This is a genomic window from Streptomyces sp. NPDC020898, assembly GCF_044333925.1.
Lineage (GTDB): Bacteria > Actinomycetota > Actinomycetes > Streptomycetales > Streptomycetaceae > Streptomyces.
Genome location: NZ_JBIRRV010000010.1, coordinates 78,910 through 94,630, shown reverse-complemented (window position 1 = coordinate 94,630; position 15,721 = coordinate 78,910). Strand labels below are relative to the sequence as shown.

Genomic DNA, 15,721 nt, shown 5'->3' with positions numbered 1-15,721 from the left:
GTGGCTGTTCCGAAGCGGAAGATGTCGCGCAGCAACACGCGCCACCGCCGGTCGCAGTGGAAGGCTGCGGTCCCCACCCTGGTTGCGTGTGAGCGCTGCCACGAGCCCAAGCTGCAGCACATCGCGTGCCCGTCTTGCGGCACTTACAACAAGCGCCAGGTCCTCGAGGTCTGAGCGGCTGGTGAGAGGCTTCATGTCTGACGCCCAGGCGGATACGTCCGCCAAGAAGAAAACGGCGGACACGGCCTCGTCCCACACGCTTCTGGAAGGGCGGCTCGGCTACCAGCTCGAGTCCGCCCTTCTGGTACGTGCGCTGACCCACCGTTCGTACGCGTACGAGAACGGCGGTCTGCCCACCAACGAGCGGCTGGAGTTCCTCGGGGACTCCGTGCTCGGCCTGGTGGTCACGGACACGCTGTACCGCACTCACCCCGATCTCCCAGAAGGCCAGTTGGCCAAGCTGAGGGCCGCGGTGGTCAATTCTCGTGCACTGGCGGAGGTGGGCCGCGGGCTCGAACTCGGCTCCTTCATCCGGCTCGGCCGCGGTGAAGAGGGCACGGGCGGGCGGGACAAGGCGTCCATCCTCGCCGACACCCTCGAAGCGGTGATCGGCGCTGTCTATCTCGACCAGGGTCTCGACGCGGCGGGCGAACTCGTCCACCGTCTCTTCGACCCGCTGATCGAGAAATCCTCGAACCTCGGTGCCGGCCTGGACTGGAAGACCAGTCTCCAGGAGCTCACCGCGACCGAAGGACTCGGCGTGCCCGAGTACCTGGTCACGGAGACCGGCCCGGACCACGAGAAGACCTTCACTGCTGCCGCCCGCGTCGGAGGCGTCTCGTACGGCACCGGCACCGGCCGCAGCAAGAAGGAGGCGGAGCAGCAGGCCGCGGAGTCGGCCTGGCGTTCCATCCGTGCTGATGCGGACGAACGTGTGAAAGCCGCGGAAGCGGCGAAGGTGGCGGAGGCTGCGGAAGCGGCCGAGGTTGCCGAGCCTGTGTCGCCTGTCGAGGGGAACGCTGACGCGTCCTCCTCGACGCCTGCCTGAGATTGCGTGCACCAGTGTCTGTCTCCTCGTGGGGTGGGCACTGGTGTTCCTCCTCGGTTGTCTGTTCGCTGCGGGTCCGTTGTGGCTTGTCGCGCAGTTCCCCGCGCCCCTTAAAAGGGGCGCGTTTCTGCTTGGGGAGTCGGAATGCCTGAGTTGCCTGAGGTTGAGGTCGTGCGGCGGGGGCTGGCGCGGTGGGTTGCTCAGCGCACCGTCGCTGATGCCGAGGTGCTGCATCCGCGTGCCGTGCGGCGGCACATCGCCGGCGCCGACGACTTCACGTACCGCCTCAAAGGGCATCGCATCGGTACGCCCAGCAGGCGTGGGAAGTATCTGTGGCTGCCGCTGGAGGACACCGGGCAGTCGGTCCTGGCGCATCTCGGGATGAGCGGTCAGCTTCTGGTGCAGCCGCACGAGGCCGTCGACGAGAAGCACCTGCGTGTTCGCGTCCGGTTCGCCGACGCCCTCGGCACTGAGCTGCGCTTCGTCGATCAACGCACCTTCGGCGGACTGTCGTTGCACGACAACACCCCCGACGGTCTGCCCGACGTCATCGCCCACATCGCGCGCGACCCCCTCGACCCGCTGTTCGACGACGAGGCCTTCCATCAGGCGCTGCGCAGGAAACGTACGACCGTCAAACGGGCCCTGCTCGACCAGTCGTTGATCAGCGGCGTCGGCAACATCTACGCGGACGAGGCCCTTTGGCGCTCCCGCGTCCACTACGAACGCCCGACCGCGGGCTTCACCCGTCCTCGTACGGCTGAACTCCTCGGCCACGTACGGGACGTGATGAACGCGGCCCTGGCGGTGGGCGGCACGAGTTTCGACAGTCTGTACGTCAACGTCAATGGCGAATCGGGGTACTTCGACCGCTCGCTCGACGCGTACGGACGCGAGGGCCTGCCCTGCAGACGCTGCGGCACGCCGATGCGCCGCAGCCCCTGGATGAACCGGTCCAGCTACTTCTGCCCGAAGTGCCAGCGGGTACCGCGCATTTCGCCCTGATCGCCCTGAACACCGTGACTTCTGCGGCCTTTACGGCCTTCGCGTCTCGTCGTACTTCTCGCGGGCTTCCAGTACGGAGTTCATGCGGCCCTCCACGAAGTGGATGAGCGTCAGCAGGCGCTCGGCGACCTCGTGGCCCAGGGGGGTCAGTTCGTAGTCCACGCGGGGCGGGTTCGTCGGCTGGGCCTCGCGGTGGACCAGGCCGTCGCGCTCCAGGGCCTGGAGGGTCTGGGACAGCATCTTCTCGCTCACGCCGTCGACCCGGCGGCGCAGCTCGTTGAAGCGGAGCGAGCCCTCGTACAGGGCACCGAGGGTGAGCGCGCCCCAGCGGCCCGTGACATGCTCCAGCGTGCCGCGCGACGGGCAGGCCTTGGCGAACACGTCGTAGGGGAGGGGCTGCTCCTCCGTGGCGTTCATCATGACCCCAGCGTACGCGAGCGCAGCGCTGACCTGAAGATTGCGCTAACCGATAGTTAGTGCGATCTTCGGGTGTCCAGCTTCTTCTGCCGGCTAGTAGCCGAAGTCCTGCGTCCACCAGGGGCCGCCCGAACCGAAGTGGACACCCACTCCCAGCGTCTTGAAGTCGCAGTTCAGGATGTTCGCCTTGTGGCCGGGGCTGTTCATCCACGCCTCCATCACCGCGGCGGCGTCGGCCTGGCCCCGGGCGATGTTCTCGCCGCCGAGGCTGGTGATGCCCGCCTTGTCCGCCCGGTCCCAGGGCGAGAGGCCGTCGGGGTCCGTGTGGTCGAAGAAGCCCCGGGCGGCCATGTCCTCGCTGAACGCCTCCGCCAGGTCCCGCAGCGCGCTGTTCGCGGACACCGCGCTGCAGCCCACCTTCGCCCGCTCCTCGTTGACGAGCTGGAGCACCTCCGCCTCGGCGGCGGCCTGCGCGGACACCGTGATGGGAGCGGAGGACTGCTGCTTCTCCTTCTCCTTCGCCTTCGTCGGGGTGGGCGTCGGAGTCGCCTTCGGCTCCTTGCTCGGCGTGAGCGACGGCTTCTTCGGCGGAGCCTCGGTCGGGGCGGCCGACGCGGTCGACGGGGAGGGTGACGGGGGCGGGGGCGATGTACCGCGCTCGGTGTCACGGCTCGTCGACGTACCGCTGTCGCGCTCCTCCTCCGCGCTGCCGGAGGTGCCGCCCTGCTGGGTCTCGTCGTTCGTCGGGGTCTCCGCGGCCTGCACCTTGTCGCCGCTGCTGCCACCGCCGATCGAGTACTTGTCACCGCCGGGCAGCACGCCCGTGGCGACCGCGACGGTACCCAGGGCGACCGCGGCGGAGACGCCGAGCAGACCCGTACGAACCGGCATGGACGACCGCTTCTTGCGGCGTCGGCGCGCACCCGCACCGTCGCGCCGCGATCCGGCGCCGTCGACCGTCGCGTGGGCGGCGGTGTCGTCGGGGGCGAAGAGGTAGGCGTCACTCGTCGCGTAGGCGCCGGAGTGCGCCTCGGGGTTCAGATAGGGGGCAATACCCGTTGTGGGCGTGTCGTCCCACAACGTGGTGTATGCGGTGTGAGGGGTGTGCGGGATCTGTGGGTCGTGCGGCGAATCGTACGGATCATATGTTTCTGTGACCCCCGTGGCGCGGCCCGTGGCGGCGCTTCCGGCGGCGGAGCGTCGGTGGCGTCCCATGTTGTGGCCTTCCTCGTCCTTGCGGTCAGGATTACTCACTCGATCGAGTGAGTTTCATATGAGATTCGTTGGGTGGGGACGGTACCGCATGGCGCAAGGGGTGGAAGTGCTCAGAGCGACATTGGCCCGTTAGCGTGCACGCATGAACGAGGATGTACGGCTGGTCGCGTGGGTGCGCGGGCGGGTCCAGGGCGTGGGTTTCCGCTGGTTCACGCGGGCCAAGGCCCTGGAGATCGGCGGCCTGAGTGGTTTTGCTCTCAATTTGGCCGATGGACGTGTGCAAGTGGTCGCGGAAGGCCCGCGTCAGGGCTGCGAGGGACTGCTCGACTGGCTGCGCGGGGACGACACGCCCGGCCGCGTGGACGGTGTCACCGAGATCTGGGACACACCTCGCCGGATCTACGACGGCTTCGCCATCCGCTGAGACAGTTCTGTAAAGCGGCCCAGGCGGCGGCCCGTGGACATGCCACACGCACCTGCCACCGGAGAAACGGCCTGGTGGTTGCCAAGAAGCGCAGGTCGTGGCAGGCTCCGCAGAAAACGCTGGTCGCCACGCCCTCGGGCCCCGCAGGAGCCGCAGCGCCGCCCGTCAAGGGCCGCGCGCCCCCGGGTCGCCCGCCAATACGGGGCGTGATCGTGTTGACCGTCAAACTTTTTGGTGAGACGCTGAAAGCCCCGCGCACCTGAGCTGTTTGGCATGTAAGAACGGCAGTAAGAACTCCAGAGTGCCAAACAACGCGGGTGCGATTCCCTCACGACCCACACCGCTTCGGTCGGTCACTCAGTGTGGAGGACCATCAATCATGGCAAAGGCGCTTCTCGGTTACGTCGGCGGCTCTGACCCGCGACTCCTCGCCGAGATGCGACGGCTCCAGCAGCGCGTACAGGACCTGGAATCCGAACTCGGACGCATCCAGGCGGAGAACGACGAGCTGACGGCTGCCGCTTCTCACGACTCGCTTCTCGAGAGCATCGACGCACGCCAGGCGGAGCCTGCGCTCACCTGATCACTGCATCGGTACTGCACTGCATCAGTACTGCGCATCGCATACGACACGCAGTGGTTGGGCTGCCCGTATCAACCGCTAAGTTGTCAGAAGTTTGGCCAGAGTATTGCAAGGGACGCTTCGGCGTCCCTTCTTTATTTCCCCCGGGCTTCCTTGCTTCCTCAAGCCCTTGCACTCTCTTTAACGTCTGGTGTGCCCTGCACGTTCATCGGTGAAACCGCGGGGTATCGAGGGTTCATGGTGTGACATACCGGCGGAAGGTAGAGTCCAGCGGCGTGCACCTCAAGGCCCTGACCCTCCGAGGGTTCAAGTCGTTCGCCTCGGCGACCACGCTCCGGTTCGAGCCCGGCATCACGTGTGTCGTGGGGCCCAACGGCTCGGGCAAGTCCAATGTCGTGGACGCGCTCAGCTGGGTCATGGGTGAGCAGGGCGCCAAATCACTGCGCGGCGGCAAGATGGAGGACGTCATCTTCGCCGGCACCACCGGGCGCCCGCCGCTCGGCCGCGCCGAGGTGTCCCTCACCATCGACAACTCCGACGGCGCGCTGCCCATCGAGTACGCCGAGGTCACCATCACGCGGATCATGTTCCGCAACGGCGGCAGCGAGTACCAGATCAACGGCGACACCTGCCGCCTCCTCGACATCCAGGAGCTGCTGTCCGACTCCGGCATCGGCCGCGAGATGCACGTCATCGTCGGCCAGGGCCAGCTGGACTCCGTACTGCACGCCGATCCGATGGGCCGCCGCGCCTTCATCGAGGAGGCGGCCGGCGTACTGAAGCACCGCAAGCGCAAGGAGAAGGCGCTGCGCAAGCTGGATGCGATGCAGGCGAACCTCGCCCGCATCCAGGACCTCACCGACGAGCTGCGGCGCCAGCTGAAGCCGCTGGGGCGGCAGGCGGCGGTCGCGCGCCGGGCAGCGGTCATCCAGGCGGACCTGCGCGACGCCCGGCTCCGGCTCCTCGCCGACGATCTCGTACGGCTGCGGGGAGCGCTCCAGACGGAGGTCGAGGACGAGGCCGCGCTCAAGGGCCGCAAGGAGGCGGCGGAGGCCGAGCTGAAGAAGGCGCTCCAGCGCGAGGCGCTCCTGGAGGACGAGGTACGGCAGCTCGCGCCGCGTCTCCAGCGCGCCCAGCAGACCTGGTACGAGCTCTCCCAGCTCGCCGAACGGGTGCGCGGCACGGTCTCGCTGGCCGACGCGCGCGTGAAGAGCGCGACCTCCGCCCCCGACGAGGAGCGGCGCGGACGCGAACCCGAGGACATGGAGCGCGAGGCCGCGCGCATCCGTGAGCAGGAGGCAGAGCTGGAAGCCGCCCTGGAAGCCGCCGAACACGCGCTGGAGGACACGGCCGCGCACCGGGCCGAGCTGGAGCGCGACCTCACGGTCGAAGAACGGCGCCTGAAGGACGTGGCCCGCGCGATCGCCGACCGCCGTGAGGGCCTGGCCCGGCTGAACGGCCAGGTCAACGCCGCCCGGTCGCGTGCGGCAGGCGCCCAGGCCGAGATCGACCGGCTCGCCGCCGCCCGCGACGAGGCCCAGGAGCGGGCGGTCGCGGCCCAGGAGGAGTACGAGACCCTGAAGGCCGAGGTCGACGGCCTCGACGCGGGCGACGCGGACCTCGCCGAACGGCACGACGCGGCGAGGGCCGCCCTGACCGACGCGGAAGCGGCTCTCACGGCGGCCCGCGAGGCGGCCACGGCGGCGGAACGCCGGCGCGCCGCGACCCAGGCCCGCCACGACGCCCTGGCGATGGGGCTGCGGCGCAAGGACGGAACCGGGGCGCTGCTGGAGGCGCAGGACCGGCTCACCGGCCTGCTGGGTCCGGCGGCCGAGCTGCTGACGGTGACTCCGGGGTACGAGGTGCAGGTGGCGGCCGCGTTCGGGGCGGCGGCGGACGCGATCGCGGTGACGTCACCGTCCGCCGCGGCGGACGCGATCCGGCTGCTGCGCAAGCAGGACGGCGGACGGGCCGCCCTGCTGCTCGCGGGAGACTCGGTGCCCCCTGACGAGCGACCGCCCACCCAGGCATCTCCTGCGGAGCACCTCGCCGCCGATCTCGTCCGTGGCCCCGCCGAACTCATGCCTGCCGTACGGCGGCTGCTGCACGGGATCGTGGTCGTCGGGACGCTCGAAGACGCCGAGGAACTCATCTACGCGCGGCCGGACTTGGCCGCGGTGACCGCCGAAGGGGATCTGCTGGGCGCGTACTTCGCGCACGGTGGGTCCGCCGGGGCGCCGAGTCTGCTCGAAGTGCAGGCATCCGTCGACGAAGCCGCCGCCCAGCTGGAGGAACTCGCCGTCCGGTGCGAGGAGCTGGCCGGCGCGCAGCAGCTTGCCGGGGAGCGGCGCAAGGAGTGTGCCGCGTTCGTCGAGGAGCTGGGGGAGCGGCGCCGGGCCGCCGAGCGGGAGAAGTCGTCCGTCGCTCAGCAGCTCGGGCGCCTCGCCGGGCAGGCCAGGGGTGCCGCCGGCGAGGCCGAGAGGTCCACCGCGGCCACGGCGCGGGCGCAGGAAGCGCTCGACAGGGCCGTACAGGATGCCGAGGAGCTCGCCGAGCGGCTGGTCGTCGCCGAGGAGATGCCCGTCGAGGAGGAGCCGGACACCGGGGTACGGGACCGGCTCGCCGCCGATGGCGCCAATGCGCGGCAGACCGAGATGGAGGCCAGGCTCCAGGTCCGTACGCACGAGGAGCGGGTCAAGGGGCTGGCAGGACGGGCGGACTCGCTCGACCGGGCCGCACGTGCCGAACGTGAGGCACGCGCGCGTGCGGAGCAGCGGCGGGCGCGTCTCAGACACGAGGCGGCCGTCGCGGAGGCCGTCGCCTCCGGGGCGCGGCAACTGCTCGCGCACGTCGAGGTGTCGCTCGGGCGGGCCGAGGAGGAACGGGTGGCCGCCGATGCCGCCAAGGCACGCCGGGAACAGGAACTGGCCGCCGCTCGCGGCCAGGGGCGCGATCTCAAGGCCGAACTCGACAAGTTGACGGATTCGGTTCACCGCGGTGAGGTACTCGGCGCCGAGAAGCGGATGCGGATCGAGCAGCTGGAGACCAAGGCGCTGGAGGAGCTGGGTGTGGAACCCGCGGGGCTCGTCGCCGAGTACGGGCCGAGCCAGCTGGTGCCGCCCTCGCTTGCGGCGGAGGGGGAGGAGCTGCCGGAGGACCCCGAGGATCCGCGCAACCAGCCCCGGCCGTTCGTGCGGGGTGAGCAGGAGAAGCGGCTGAGGGCGGCCGAGCGGGCGTACCAGCAGCTGGGCAAGGTCAACCCGCTCGCGTTGGAGGAGTTCGCGGCGCTGGAGGAACGCCACAAGTTCCTGAGCGAGCAGCTTGAGGACCTGAAGAAGACGCGCGCCGATCTGCTTCAGGTCGTGAAGGAGGTCGACGAGCGTGTCGAGCAGGTCTTCACCGAGGCCTACCGGGATACGGCGGTCCAGTTCGAGGGTGTTTTCAGCCGGCTGTTCCCCGGGGGCGAGGGACGGCTGATCCTGACCGATCCCGACAACATGCTCACCACGGGTATCGATGTCGAGGCCCGGCCTCCGGGCAAGAAGGTCAAGCGGCTGTCCCTGCTGTCCGGTGGCGAGCGGTCGCTGACCGCGGTCGCGCTGCTGGTGTCGATCTTCAAGGCGCGGCCCAGCCCGTTCTATGTGATGGACGAGGTCGAGGCCGCCCTCGACGACACCAACCTCCAGCGGCTGATCCGGATCATGCAGGAGCTCCAGGAGGCCTCGCAGCTGATCGTGATCACGCACCAGAAACGCACGATGGAGGTCGCCGACGCGTTGTACGGCGTCTCCATGCAGGGCGACGGCGTGTCGAAGGTCATCAGCCAGCGCCTTCGCTAGCCCTTCATTCCTTCAATAGTCGAACGCAAGGCCACTACCTGCGGGTTTCTGTGCCTCGATACCCCCCTTTTGATTACGAAACTTGAAGGCATACTCTCGGAACCGTTGTTTTTACCTTCAGGTCGGTGGCCCGAGGAGTTCTACGTGACCAGCACTGAGCAGGCACTCAAGTCAGGAGCCGGGACGGCTCACCCCGAGCATCTCGGGCACGTCGTCTTCGTCGCGGCGGCGGCCGCGATGGGCGGATTCCTCTTCGGTTACGACAGTGCCGTGATCAACGGCGCCGTCGAGGCCATCCGGGGCCGCTACGACATCGGCTCCGCGGCTCTGGCGCAGGTCATCGCCATCGCGCTGATCGGCTGTGCCATCGGCGCGGCCACCGCGGGGCGCATGGCCGACCGCATCGGCCGTATCCGCTGCATGCAGATCTCCGCCGTGCTGTTCACGATCAGCGCCGTCGGCTCCGCGCTGCCCTTCGCGCTGTACGACCTCGCCTTCTGGCGGATCGTCGGCGGCTTCGCCATCGGTATGGCCTCCGTCGTCGGCCCCGCCTACATCGCCGAGGTCGCCCCGGCCGCGTACCGGGGGCGGCTCGGCTCCTTCCAGCAGGCCGCGATCGTCATCGGCATCGCCATCTCGCAGCTGGTCAACTGGGCCATCCTGAACGCGGCCGGCGGCGACCAGCGCGGTGAGCTGCTGGGCGTCGAGGCCTGGCAGGTCATGCTCGGTGTGATGGTCGTACCGGCGGTGCTGTACGGGCTGCTGTCCCTCGCGATCCCCGAGTCGCCGCGTTTCCTGATCTCCGTCGGCCGGGACGAACGCGCCCGTGAGGTGCTGCGCGAGGTCGAGGGCGACGGGGTGGACCTGGACGCCCGGGTCGCCGAGATCGAGCACGCCATGCAGAGCGAGCACAGGTCGACCTTCCGGGACCTGCTCGGCGGATCCTTCTTCTTCCGGCCGATCGTCTGGATCGGCATCGGGCTCTCGGTCTTCCAGCAGTTCGTCGGCATCAACGTGGCGTTCTACTACTCCTCGACGCTGTGGCAGTCGGTCGGCGTCGACCCGACGGAGTCGTTCTTCTACTCCTTCACCACGTCGATCATCAACATCGTCGGCACGGTGATCGCGATGATCTTCGTGGACCGCATCGGCCGCAGGCCCCTGGCGCTCATCGGGTCGGTCGGCATGGCCGTCGGCCTCGCCCTGGAGGCCTGGGCCTTCTCCTTCGACCTCGTCGACGGCAAGCTGCCCGCCACACAGGGCTGGGTCGCCCTGGTCGCCGCCCACCTCTTCGTCCTCTTCTTCGCCCTGTCCTGGGGTGTGGTCGTCTGGGTCATGCTCGGCGAGATGTTCCCGAACAGGATCCGCGCCGCCGCCCTGGGCGTGGCCGCCGCCGCGCAGTGGATCGCCAACTGGGCCATCACCGCGAGCTTCCCGTCCCTGGCCGACTGGAACCTCTCCCTGACCTATGTGATCTACACGATCTTCGCCGCGCTCTCGATCCCGTTCGTGCTCCGGTTCGTCAAGGAGACGAAGGGCAAGACGCTGGAGGAGATGGGCTGAACCCAGGTGCCTCGTACGACCAGGCACCCCGTATGACTCGGGGAGGAGGGCCAAGTCCCCGCTGCCCTCCTCCCCGTACCTCCGCCGCCCCCGGCTCGGCCACTGCCCGAGCCGGGGGCGGCTCTTTGCGGGTACGTCAGCCCGCCAGGGCCGGCACCACCCGCTCCCCGAACAGCCGCAGACTCCGCCAGCCCTCCTCGACCGGCATCCCGCCCGACAGCGGATGCAGTACGTAGTTGTCCAGCTCCTGCGCCACGCACTCCTCGGGCGTCAGCATCCGGTAGACGCCCTCGGCGCGCAGCTCCTCGACCGTCGTGGCCGCCGATTTCACCGCCGACCGGATGTCGCCGGACTGCCAGGAGGCGTACGTCCGGGCCTCGTGCAGGAAGTGGCGGCCGTGCTCGGCCCACGCCCGGTCCGGGTCCTCGGTGATGTGCAGGAGCGGGGTCTCGGCGGCCGGCATCATCGTCCAGCCCTCGGTGCCGTACTCGACGAGCCGTTCCTTGTAGTAGGCCTCCAGCTCGGGCAGGTGCGCGCTGGGGAAGAGGGGCAGCCCGAGACGGGCGGCCCGCCTGGCCGCGGCCTTGGACGAGCCGCCCACCAGGAGCAGCGGATGCGGCTGGGTGCACGGGCGCGGAGTGACCCGTACCGTACGGCCCTGGTACGCGAACTCCTCCCCGGTCCAGGCCTTCAGGAGGGTCTCCAGCAGCTCGTCCTGCAGCTTGCCGCGCCGCTTCCAGTCGGCGCCGAAGTGCGCGTACTCCTCGGGCCGGTATCCGATCCCGGCGACCGTGACCAGCCGCCCGCCGCTCAGCAGATCGAGTACGGCGATGTCCTCGGCGAGCCTCAGGGGGTCGTGCAACGGGCCGATCACCGCCGACACCGTCACCGCGATCCGGCGCGTCGCCCCGAACACGGCCCCCGCGAAGGCGAACGGCGAGGGCAGCCAGTTGTTGGCGACGCCGTGGTGCTCCTCGGTCTGGACGGTGGTGATGCCGTGGGCGTCGGCGTACGCGGCCATCTCGATCGCGGCCTGGTAGCGGGCGCTGAGGTCGGCGGGGGTGGCGTCGGGGGCGACGAGGTTGAAACGTACGACGGTGACGGGCATGGGACCGATCCCCTTCGTCGGCGGTGTGGAGGGGACGGTAACTGACGGTTCGTCAGGTAGCCAGGGTGTGGTCGTGCGAGATGCTGCCGCAACGACGGGGAGGGTGTGTCACGGCCCACCGGATGGGCCGTGACACACCCTGGGGACGCTGTCCGCGTACCCGACGGCACCCATACCGGTGCGGTTGTGACTCCGCCCGTAGGGGCTTCCCGGCCGATGTGAGGTCGGACGGCGGACCAGCCCGGCCCGGTGGGCCAAAGGCCCCGTGTGGGCAGCGAACGTCCGAGCGGTAGGTCACGCCATACTGGACAGGCTATGGAAACCATCATCCTTGCTGTAGTCATCGCCGTGGTCGTGCTCGGTGTGCTCGGTGGGCTCGTCGTCGGCAGCCGCAGGAAGAAGCCGCTGCCCCCGGCGCCCCCCACGACACCCGACCTCACCGCCCCTCCGGCCGAGCCGCATGTCGGCGACGAGGCCGAGACGCCGCGCGAAGAACCGCGCCGCACGATAGAGGAGGTGGATCTTCCGGAGGGCGCGGACGGCTCGTCCGTCGCCGTCGAGGAACCTCCCGCCGCTCCCGTCATCGAGGTGCCGGAGCCCACCGCCGGGCGGCTCATCCGGCTGCGTGCCCGGCTCTCCCGGTCGCAGAACGCGCTCGGCAAGGGGCTGCTCACGCTCCTCGCCCGCGAGCACCTCGACGAGGAGACCTGGGAGGAGATCGAGGACACCCTCCTCACCGCCGATGTCGGCGTCCGGCCCACTCAGGAGCTGGTCGAGCGGCTGCGCGAGCGCGTGAAGGTGCTCGGCACCCGTACGCCCGCCGAGCTGCGCGCGCTGCTGCGCGAGGAGCTGCTCCAGATCCTCGAACCCGGGTTCGACCGGACCGTGAAGACCGACTCGAACCTCGACACCCCGGGCATCGTGATGGTCGTCGGTGTCAACGGCACCGGCAAGACCACCACCACCGGCAAGCTCGCACGCGTGCTCGTCGCCGACGGGAAGAACGTGGTTCTCGGTGCGGCCGACACCTTCCGGGCCGCCGCCGCCGATCAGCTCCAGACCTGGGGCGACCGGGTGGGGGCCCGTACGGTTCGTGGTCCCGAGGGGGGCGACCCCGCCTCCATCGCTTTCGACGCCGTCAAGGAAGGCATCCAGGCCGGCGCCGATGTCGTGCTCATCGACACCGCCGGGCGGCTGCACACCAAGACCGGGCTCATGGACGAGCTCGGCAAGGTCAAGCGCGTCGTCGAGAAGCACGCCCCGCTGGACGAGGTGCTGCTCGTGCTGGACGCCACGACCGGGCAGAACGGGCTCGTCCAGGCCCGTGTCTTCGCCGAGGTCGTCGAGATCACGGGCATTGTGCTCACCAAGCTCGACGGCACCGCCAAGGGCGGCATCGTCATCGCCGTGCAGCGCGAGCTGGGCGTGCCGGTGAAGCTGATCGGGCTCGGCGAGGGGGCTGACGACCTGGCTCCGTTCGAGCCGGAGGCGTTCGTTGACGCCCTTGTCGGCGAGTGACCCCCACCTCCGAAATTTCGTAGGTGCGCAAAGAGGCGCCCGTCCCCAAGGTGCAGTGGGGAACGGGCGCCTTTGCTGTACGCCTGCGCGCTACGCCCGTGACCGGTGCGCCACATAGGCCAGCGTCCCCAGCAGCAGCCGGGCCGCCGGAGGCTTCGTCGCCGTGTCCAGGGCGGGCGGGCGCAGCCAGGTGACCGGGCCGAGGCCGCCCCGGTCGGAAGGGGGCGCTGTGACATGTGTACCGGCGCCCAGGCCGTGCAGGTCGAGGGTCGCGTCGTCCCAGCCCATGCGGTAGAGCAGCTCGGGCAGTTCGGTGGCGGCGCCGGGGGCGACGAAGAACTGGGCGCGGCCCTCAGGGGTGGCCGTGACCGGGCCGAGGGGGAGGCCCATGCGTTCCAGGCGGACCAGGGCGCGGCGGCCGGCGGGTTCGGCGACCTCGATCACGTCGAACGCGCGGCCCACCGGGAGCATGACCGCGGCGCCGGGGAACTGGCCCCAGGTGTCCGTCACTTCGTCGAGCGTGGCGCCGGCCGCGACCCGGGGTGCGAAGCTCAGGGGGTGGGCGCCCGGGGTGGGGCAGTCGGTCAGGCCGCAGGAACAGGCGCCGCCGGCGGCGCGGGCGCCGGCCACCACGTCCCAGCCCCAGAGGCCGGTGTACTCGGCCACGGCGGTGCACTCCGACGACCGGCCGCGGCGACGCGTACCGGGACGGATCTCGCGGATAGCGCGGCTGCTGCCGATCGTGAAGCCCATGCCCCCTCCAACGGGTCCGACGCACCGGTGGTTACGAGATGCAAGTGGAACGTAACCCTGTGTTTCCGACTGCCCGACACCCTTGCCCGCCATCACCGGTCCAGTCGGCGCTCGGAAGTGCCTCGGGTGGTGCGCTCGCCGGTGTGCGCCCTCGCGTGCACCGTTCCGCCCACTCCGGGCCGTCCTCTGTCAAGTGAATCCTGTGCAGCCACCCGTGAGTTCATTCGAAGGGGTGGCGAATGGTGGCGTTTCCGGGATCCCCATGGCCGGGGCCGTGATCGTAGGATTACTTTGAGTGCACGAGGCCTGGGGGCACATGCACTTGTGGGTATGCCGGAGGCAAGTCGGCTTCCCGTTCGAAGGGTGAGAACTGCCGGACGCGAAGCCTATTTACCGGCATTCTGATAGGGCTTGGCGCACTCGGCGACAAGTGGTCTCAGGAATGGGGGCGTTCCAGTGGGCGGCAACGGCGGAAGCGCGACGACACCGGCTAGCGCCGACAAGCGCCCGAATGAGCTGCTCGGCTCGTGGTTCGTGCGCAGCGGCTGGTCCAAGGGCGAACTGGCGCGCCAAGTCAACCGCCGGGCACGTCAGTTGGGGGCCAATCACATCTCGACGGACACCTCCCGGGTCCGGCGCTGGCTGGACGGGGAGAACCCGCGCGAGCCGATCCCCCGGATCCTGTCCGAGCTGTTCTCCGAGCGGTTCGGCTGTGTCGTCGCCGTCGAGGACCTGGGGCTGCGAACCGCCCGCCAGTCACCGTCCTCGTCCGGTGTCGACCTGCCCTGGACCGGCCCGCAGACCGTGGCCCTGCTCAGCGAGTTCTCGCGCAGCGACCTGATGCTGGCGCGGCGCGGCTTCCTCGGGACCGCGCTGGCCCTCTCTGCGGGCCCCTCCCTCATCGAGCCCATGCAGCGCTGGCTCGTCCCCGTGCAGGCCGCCCCGCCCCAGGAGCCCGAGCACCCGTCCGCCGCGCGCCGGGCCGGCCGGCTCTCCAAGCCCGAGCTGGAGCTGCTGGAGTCCACCACCGCGATGTTCCGGCAGTGGGACGCGCAGTGCGGCGGCGGGCTGCGCCGCAAGGCGGTGGTCGGACAGCTGCACGAGGTGACGGACCTCCTCCAGGAGCCCCAGCCCGAGGCCACCACCCGCAAGCTGTTCAAGGTCGCCGCCGAGCTGGCCGAACTCGCCGGCTGGATGTCGTACGACGTGGGACTCCAGCCCACCGCCCAGAAGTACTTCGTGCTGGCCCTGCACGCGGCCAAGGAGGCCGGTGACAAGCCCCTCGGGTCGTACGTTTTGTCCTCCATGAGCCGTCAGATGATCCACCTCGGCCGGCCGGACGACGCCCTCGAACTGATCCATCTCGCGCAGTACGGCAGCCGTGACTGCGCGAGCCCTCGCACCCAGGCCATGCTGTATGCGATGGAGGCACGCGCATACGCCAATATGGGACAGCCCGGAAAGTGCAAGCGAGCGGTGCGGATGGCCGAGGACACGTTCGCGGACGTACACGATTGGGACGAGCCCGACCCCGACTGGATCCGTTTCTTCTCCCAGGCCGAGCTGTACGGCGAGAACTCCCACTCGTTCCGCGACCTCGCCTATGTCGCCGGCCGCAGCCCCACCTACGCCTCGCTGGCCGAGCCCCTGATGCGCAAGGCCGTCGACCTGTTCGCGGAGGACACCGAGCACCAGCGGTCGTACGCGCTGAACCTGATCGGCATGGCCACGGTGCACCTGCTCCAGCGGGAGCCAGAGCGGTCCACCGTGCTGGCCACCGAGGCCATGGGAATCGCCAAGAAGGTGCGCTCGGAGCGCGTCAACACTCGTATTCGAAAGACCGTCGACACGGCCGTACGCGACTTCGGAGATCTGACCGAGGTCGTGGACCTCACCGACCAGCTCGCGATCGATCTGCCCGAGACCGCCGAGGCCGTCTGAGAACCCCGGATCCCCGGCAAACCCCAGAACCCCGGCCGCGGCAGGCCCTCCCGAACAGCCCGACTCGGCTCCCCCGCCAGGTCATCGGAAGGCCCGCCGCGGTCGGCTTGCTGCCACCGGTGAAAGGTTGCGCCACGATAACGATCGGCGCGTCCAACATCCGGCAGTTCATCAATCCGTAACACACAAGGCACCTTCGTCACTGCGGCGAAACATCGAGGGGCGTCGACCGAAACGGCGCTGCGCCAATCTCTGGCGCATAACCGGCCCACCCCTCAATCCGCTCAGGCTTCGCCCGCACGGGGCC

At 69.6% G+C, this 15,721-nt stretch carries 13 protein-coding genes; 9 read left to right on the top strand and 4 right to left on the bottom strand.

What is annotated here, in order from left to right:
* The 3 genes from rpmF to mutM all read left to right on the top strand — a co-directional run bounded on the left by rpmF (position 1) and on the right by mutM (position 2,053).
* Complete coding sequence (gene rpmF, locus ACH4TV_RS29020; RefSeq protein WP_007493396.1) at positions 1-174, top strand: 50S ribosomal protein L32; 174 nt, start codon at positions 1-3, stop codon at positions 172-174.
* Between the two features lie 19 nt (positions 175-193).
* The gene (gene rnc / locus ACH4TV_RS29015) at positions 194-1,048 is read left to right on the top strand and encodes a ribonuclease III (RefSeq protein WP_398403162.1); all 855 of its coding nucleotides are present in this window, start codon (positions 194-196) and stop codon (positions 1,046-1,048) included.
* A 144-nt stretch (positions 1,049-1,192) separates the two neighbouring features.
* Positions 1,193-2,053, top strand: coding sequence for a bifunctional DNA-formamidopyrimidine glycosylase/DNA-(apurinic or apyrimidinic site) lyase (mutM, locus tag ACH4TV_RS29010; protein ID WP_398403160.1), 861 nt, complete (start codon positions 1,193-1,195; stop codon positions 2,051-2,053).
* Positions 2,054-2,083: 30 nt separating this feature from the next.
* On the opposite strand, the gene ACH4TV_RS29005 is transcribed toward mutM, so the two are convergent.
* A complete protein-coding gene (locus ACH4TV_RS29005) occupies positions 2,084-2,473 on the bottom strand; it encodes a winged helix-turn-helix transcriptional regulator (RefSeq protein WP_398403158.1) in 390 nt (129 codons plus the stop codon).
* A 90-nt stretch (positions 2,474-2,563) separates the two neighbouring features.
* The gene (locus ACH4TV_RS29000) at positions 2,564-3,685 is read right to left on the bottom strand and encodes a CAP domain-containing protein (RefSeq protein ID WP_398403554.1); all 1,122 of its coding nucleotides are present in this window, start codon (positions 3,683-3,685) and stop codon (positions 2,564-2,566) included.
* Between the two features lie 142 nt (positions 3,686-3,827).
* On the opposite strand from ACH4TV_RS29000, the gene ACH4TV_RS28995 reads away from it, so the two are divergent.
* The 4 genes from ACH4TV_RS28995 to ACH4TV_RS28980 all read left to right on the top strand — a co-directional run bounded on the left by ACH4TV_RS28995 (position 3,828) and on the right by ACH4TV_RS28980 (position 10,094).
* Entirely contained in the window at positions 3,828-4,109 is a 282-nt protein-coding gene (locus ACH4TV_RS28995; protein ID WP_398403156.1) for an acylphosphatase, read from the top strand.
* A 379-nt stretch (positions 4,110-4,488) separates the two neighbouring features.
* On the top strand, positions 4,489-4,692 hold the full coding sequence (locus ACH4TV_RS28990; protein WP_006375438.1) for a hypothetical protein: 204 nt from the start codon (positions 4,489-4,491) through the stop codon (positions 4,690-4,692).
* Between the two features lie 275 nt (positions 4,693-4,967).
* On the top strand, positions 4,968-8,531 hold the full coding sequence (gene smc / locus ACH4TV_RS28985; protein WP_398403154.1) for a chromosome segregation protein SMC: 3,564 nt from the start codon (positions 4,968-4,970) through the stop codon (positions 8,529-8,531).
* A 144-nt stretch (positions 8,532-8,675) separates the two neighbouring features.
* Positions 8,676-10,094 (top strand): sugar porter family MFS transporter, encoded by a 1,419-nt coding sequence (locus ACH4TV_RS28980; protein ID WP_398403152.1) that lies wholly within the window; start codon positions 8,676-8,678, stop codon positions 10,092-10,094.
* A 136-nt stretch (positions 10,095-10,230) separates the two neighbouring features.
* On the opposite strand, the gene ACH4TV_RS28975 is transcribed toward ACH4TV_RS28980, so the two are convergent.
* Positions 10,231-11,202: an LLM class flavin-dependent oxidoreductase gene (locus ACH4TV_RS28975; RefSeq protein WP_398403150.1), complete on the bottom strand. Its 972-nt coding sequence runs from the start codon at positions 11,200-11,202 to the stop codon at positions 10,231-10,233.
* A gap of 315 nt (positions 11,203-11,517) precedes the next feature.
* On the opposite strand from ACH4TV_RS28975, the gene ftsY reads away from it, so the two are divergent.
* Positions 11,518-12,720, top strand: coding sequence for a signal recognition particle-docking protein FtsY (gene ftsY, locus ACH4TV_RS28970; RefSeq protein WP_398403148.1), 1,203 nt, complete (start codon positions 11,518-11,520; stop codon positions 12,718-12,720).
* A gap of 90 nt (positions 12,721-12,810) precedes the next feature.
* On the opposite strand, the gene ACH4TV_RS28965 is transcribed toward ftsY, so the two are convergent.
* On the bottom strand, positions 12,811-13,473 hold the full coding sequence (locus ACH4TV_RS28965) for a bifunctional DNA primase/polymerase (protein ID WP_398403146.1): 663 nt from the start codon (positions 13,471-13,473) through the stop codon (positions 12,811-12,813).
* 456 nt (positions 13,474-13,929) lie between these two features.
* Between ACH4TV_RS28965 and ACH4TV_RS28960 the strand changes: the two genes are divergently transcribed.
* Positions 13,930-15,414 carry a hypothetical protein gene (locus ACH4TV_RS28960; protein WP_398403144.1) on the top strand — a complete coding sequence of 495 codons (1,485 nt, stop codon included), beginning with the start codon at positions 13,930-13,932 and terminating at the stop codon, positions 15,412-15,414.
* Positions 15,415-15,721 lie beyond the last annotated feature (307 nt).

What these genes read in the sequence shown, in the direction of transcription:
- ACH4TV_RS28990 (WP_006375438.1), top strand. Translation starts at nt 4,489, where the DNA reads ATGGCAAAGGCGCTTCTCGGTTACGTCGGCGGCTCTGACCCGCGACTC.
- rnc (WP_398403162.1), top strand. Translation starts at nt 194, where the DNA reads ATGTCTGACGCCCAGGCGGATACGTCCGCCAAGAAGAAAACGGCGGAC.
- ACH4TV_RS28965 (WP_398403146.1), bottom strand. Translation starts at nt 13,473, where the DNA reads ATGGGCTTCACGATCGGCAGCAGCCGCGCTATCCGCGAGATCCGTCCC.
- ftsY (WP_398403148.1), top strand. Translation starts at nt 11,518, where the DNA reads ATGGAAACCATCATCCTTGCTGTAGTCATCGCCGTGGTCGTGCTCGGT.
- mutM (WP_398403160.1), top strand. Translation starts at nt 1,193, where the DNA reads ATGCCTGAGTTGCCTGAGGTTGAGGTCGTGCGGCGGGGGCTGGCGCGG.
- ACH4TV_RS29005 (WP_398403158.1), bottom strand. Translation starts at nt 2,473, where the DNA reads ATGATGAACGCCACGGAGGAGCAGCCCCTCCCCTACGACGTGTTCGCC.
- ACH4TV_RS28975 (WP_398403150.1), bottom strand. Translation starts at nt 11,202, where the DNA reads ATGCCCGTCACCGTCGTACGTTTCAACCTCGTCGCCCCCGACGCCACC.
- ACH4TV_RS28995 (WP_398403156.1), top strand. Translation starts at nt 3,828, where the DNA reads ATGAACGAGGATGTACGGCTGGTCGCGTGGGTGCGCGGGCGGGTCCAG.
- ACH4TV_RS29000 (WP_398403554.1), bottom strand. Translation starts at nt 3,685, where the DNA reads ATGGGACGCCACCGACGCTCCGCCGCCGGAAGCGCCGCCACGGGCCGC.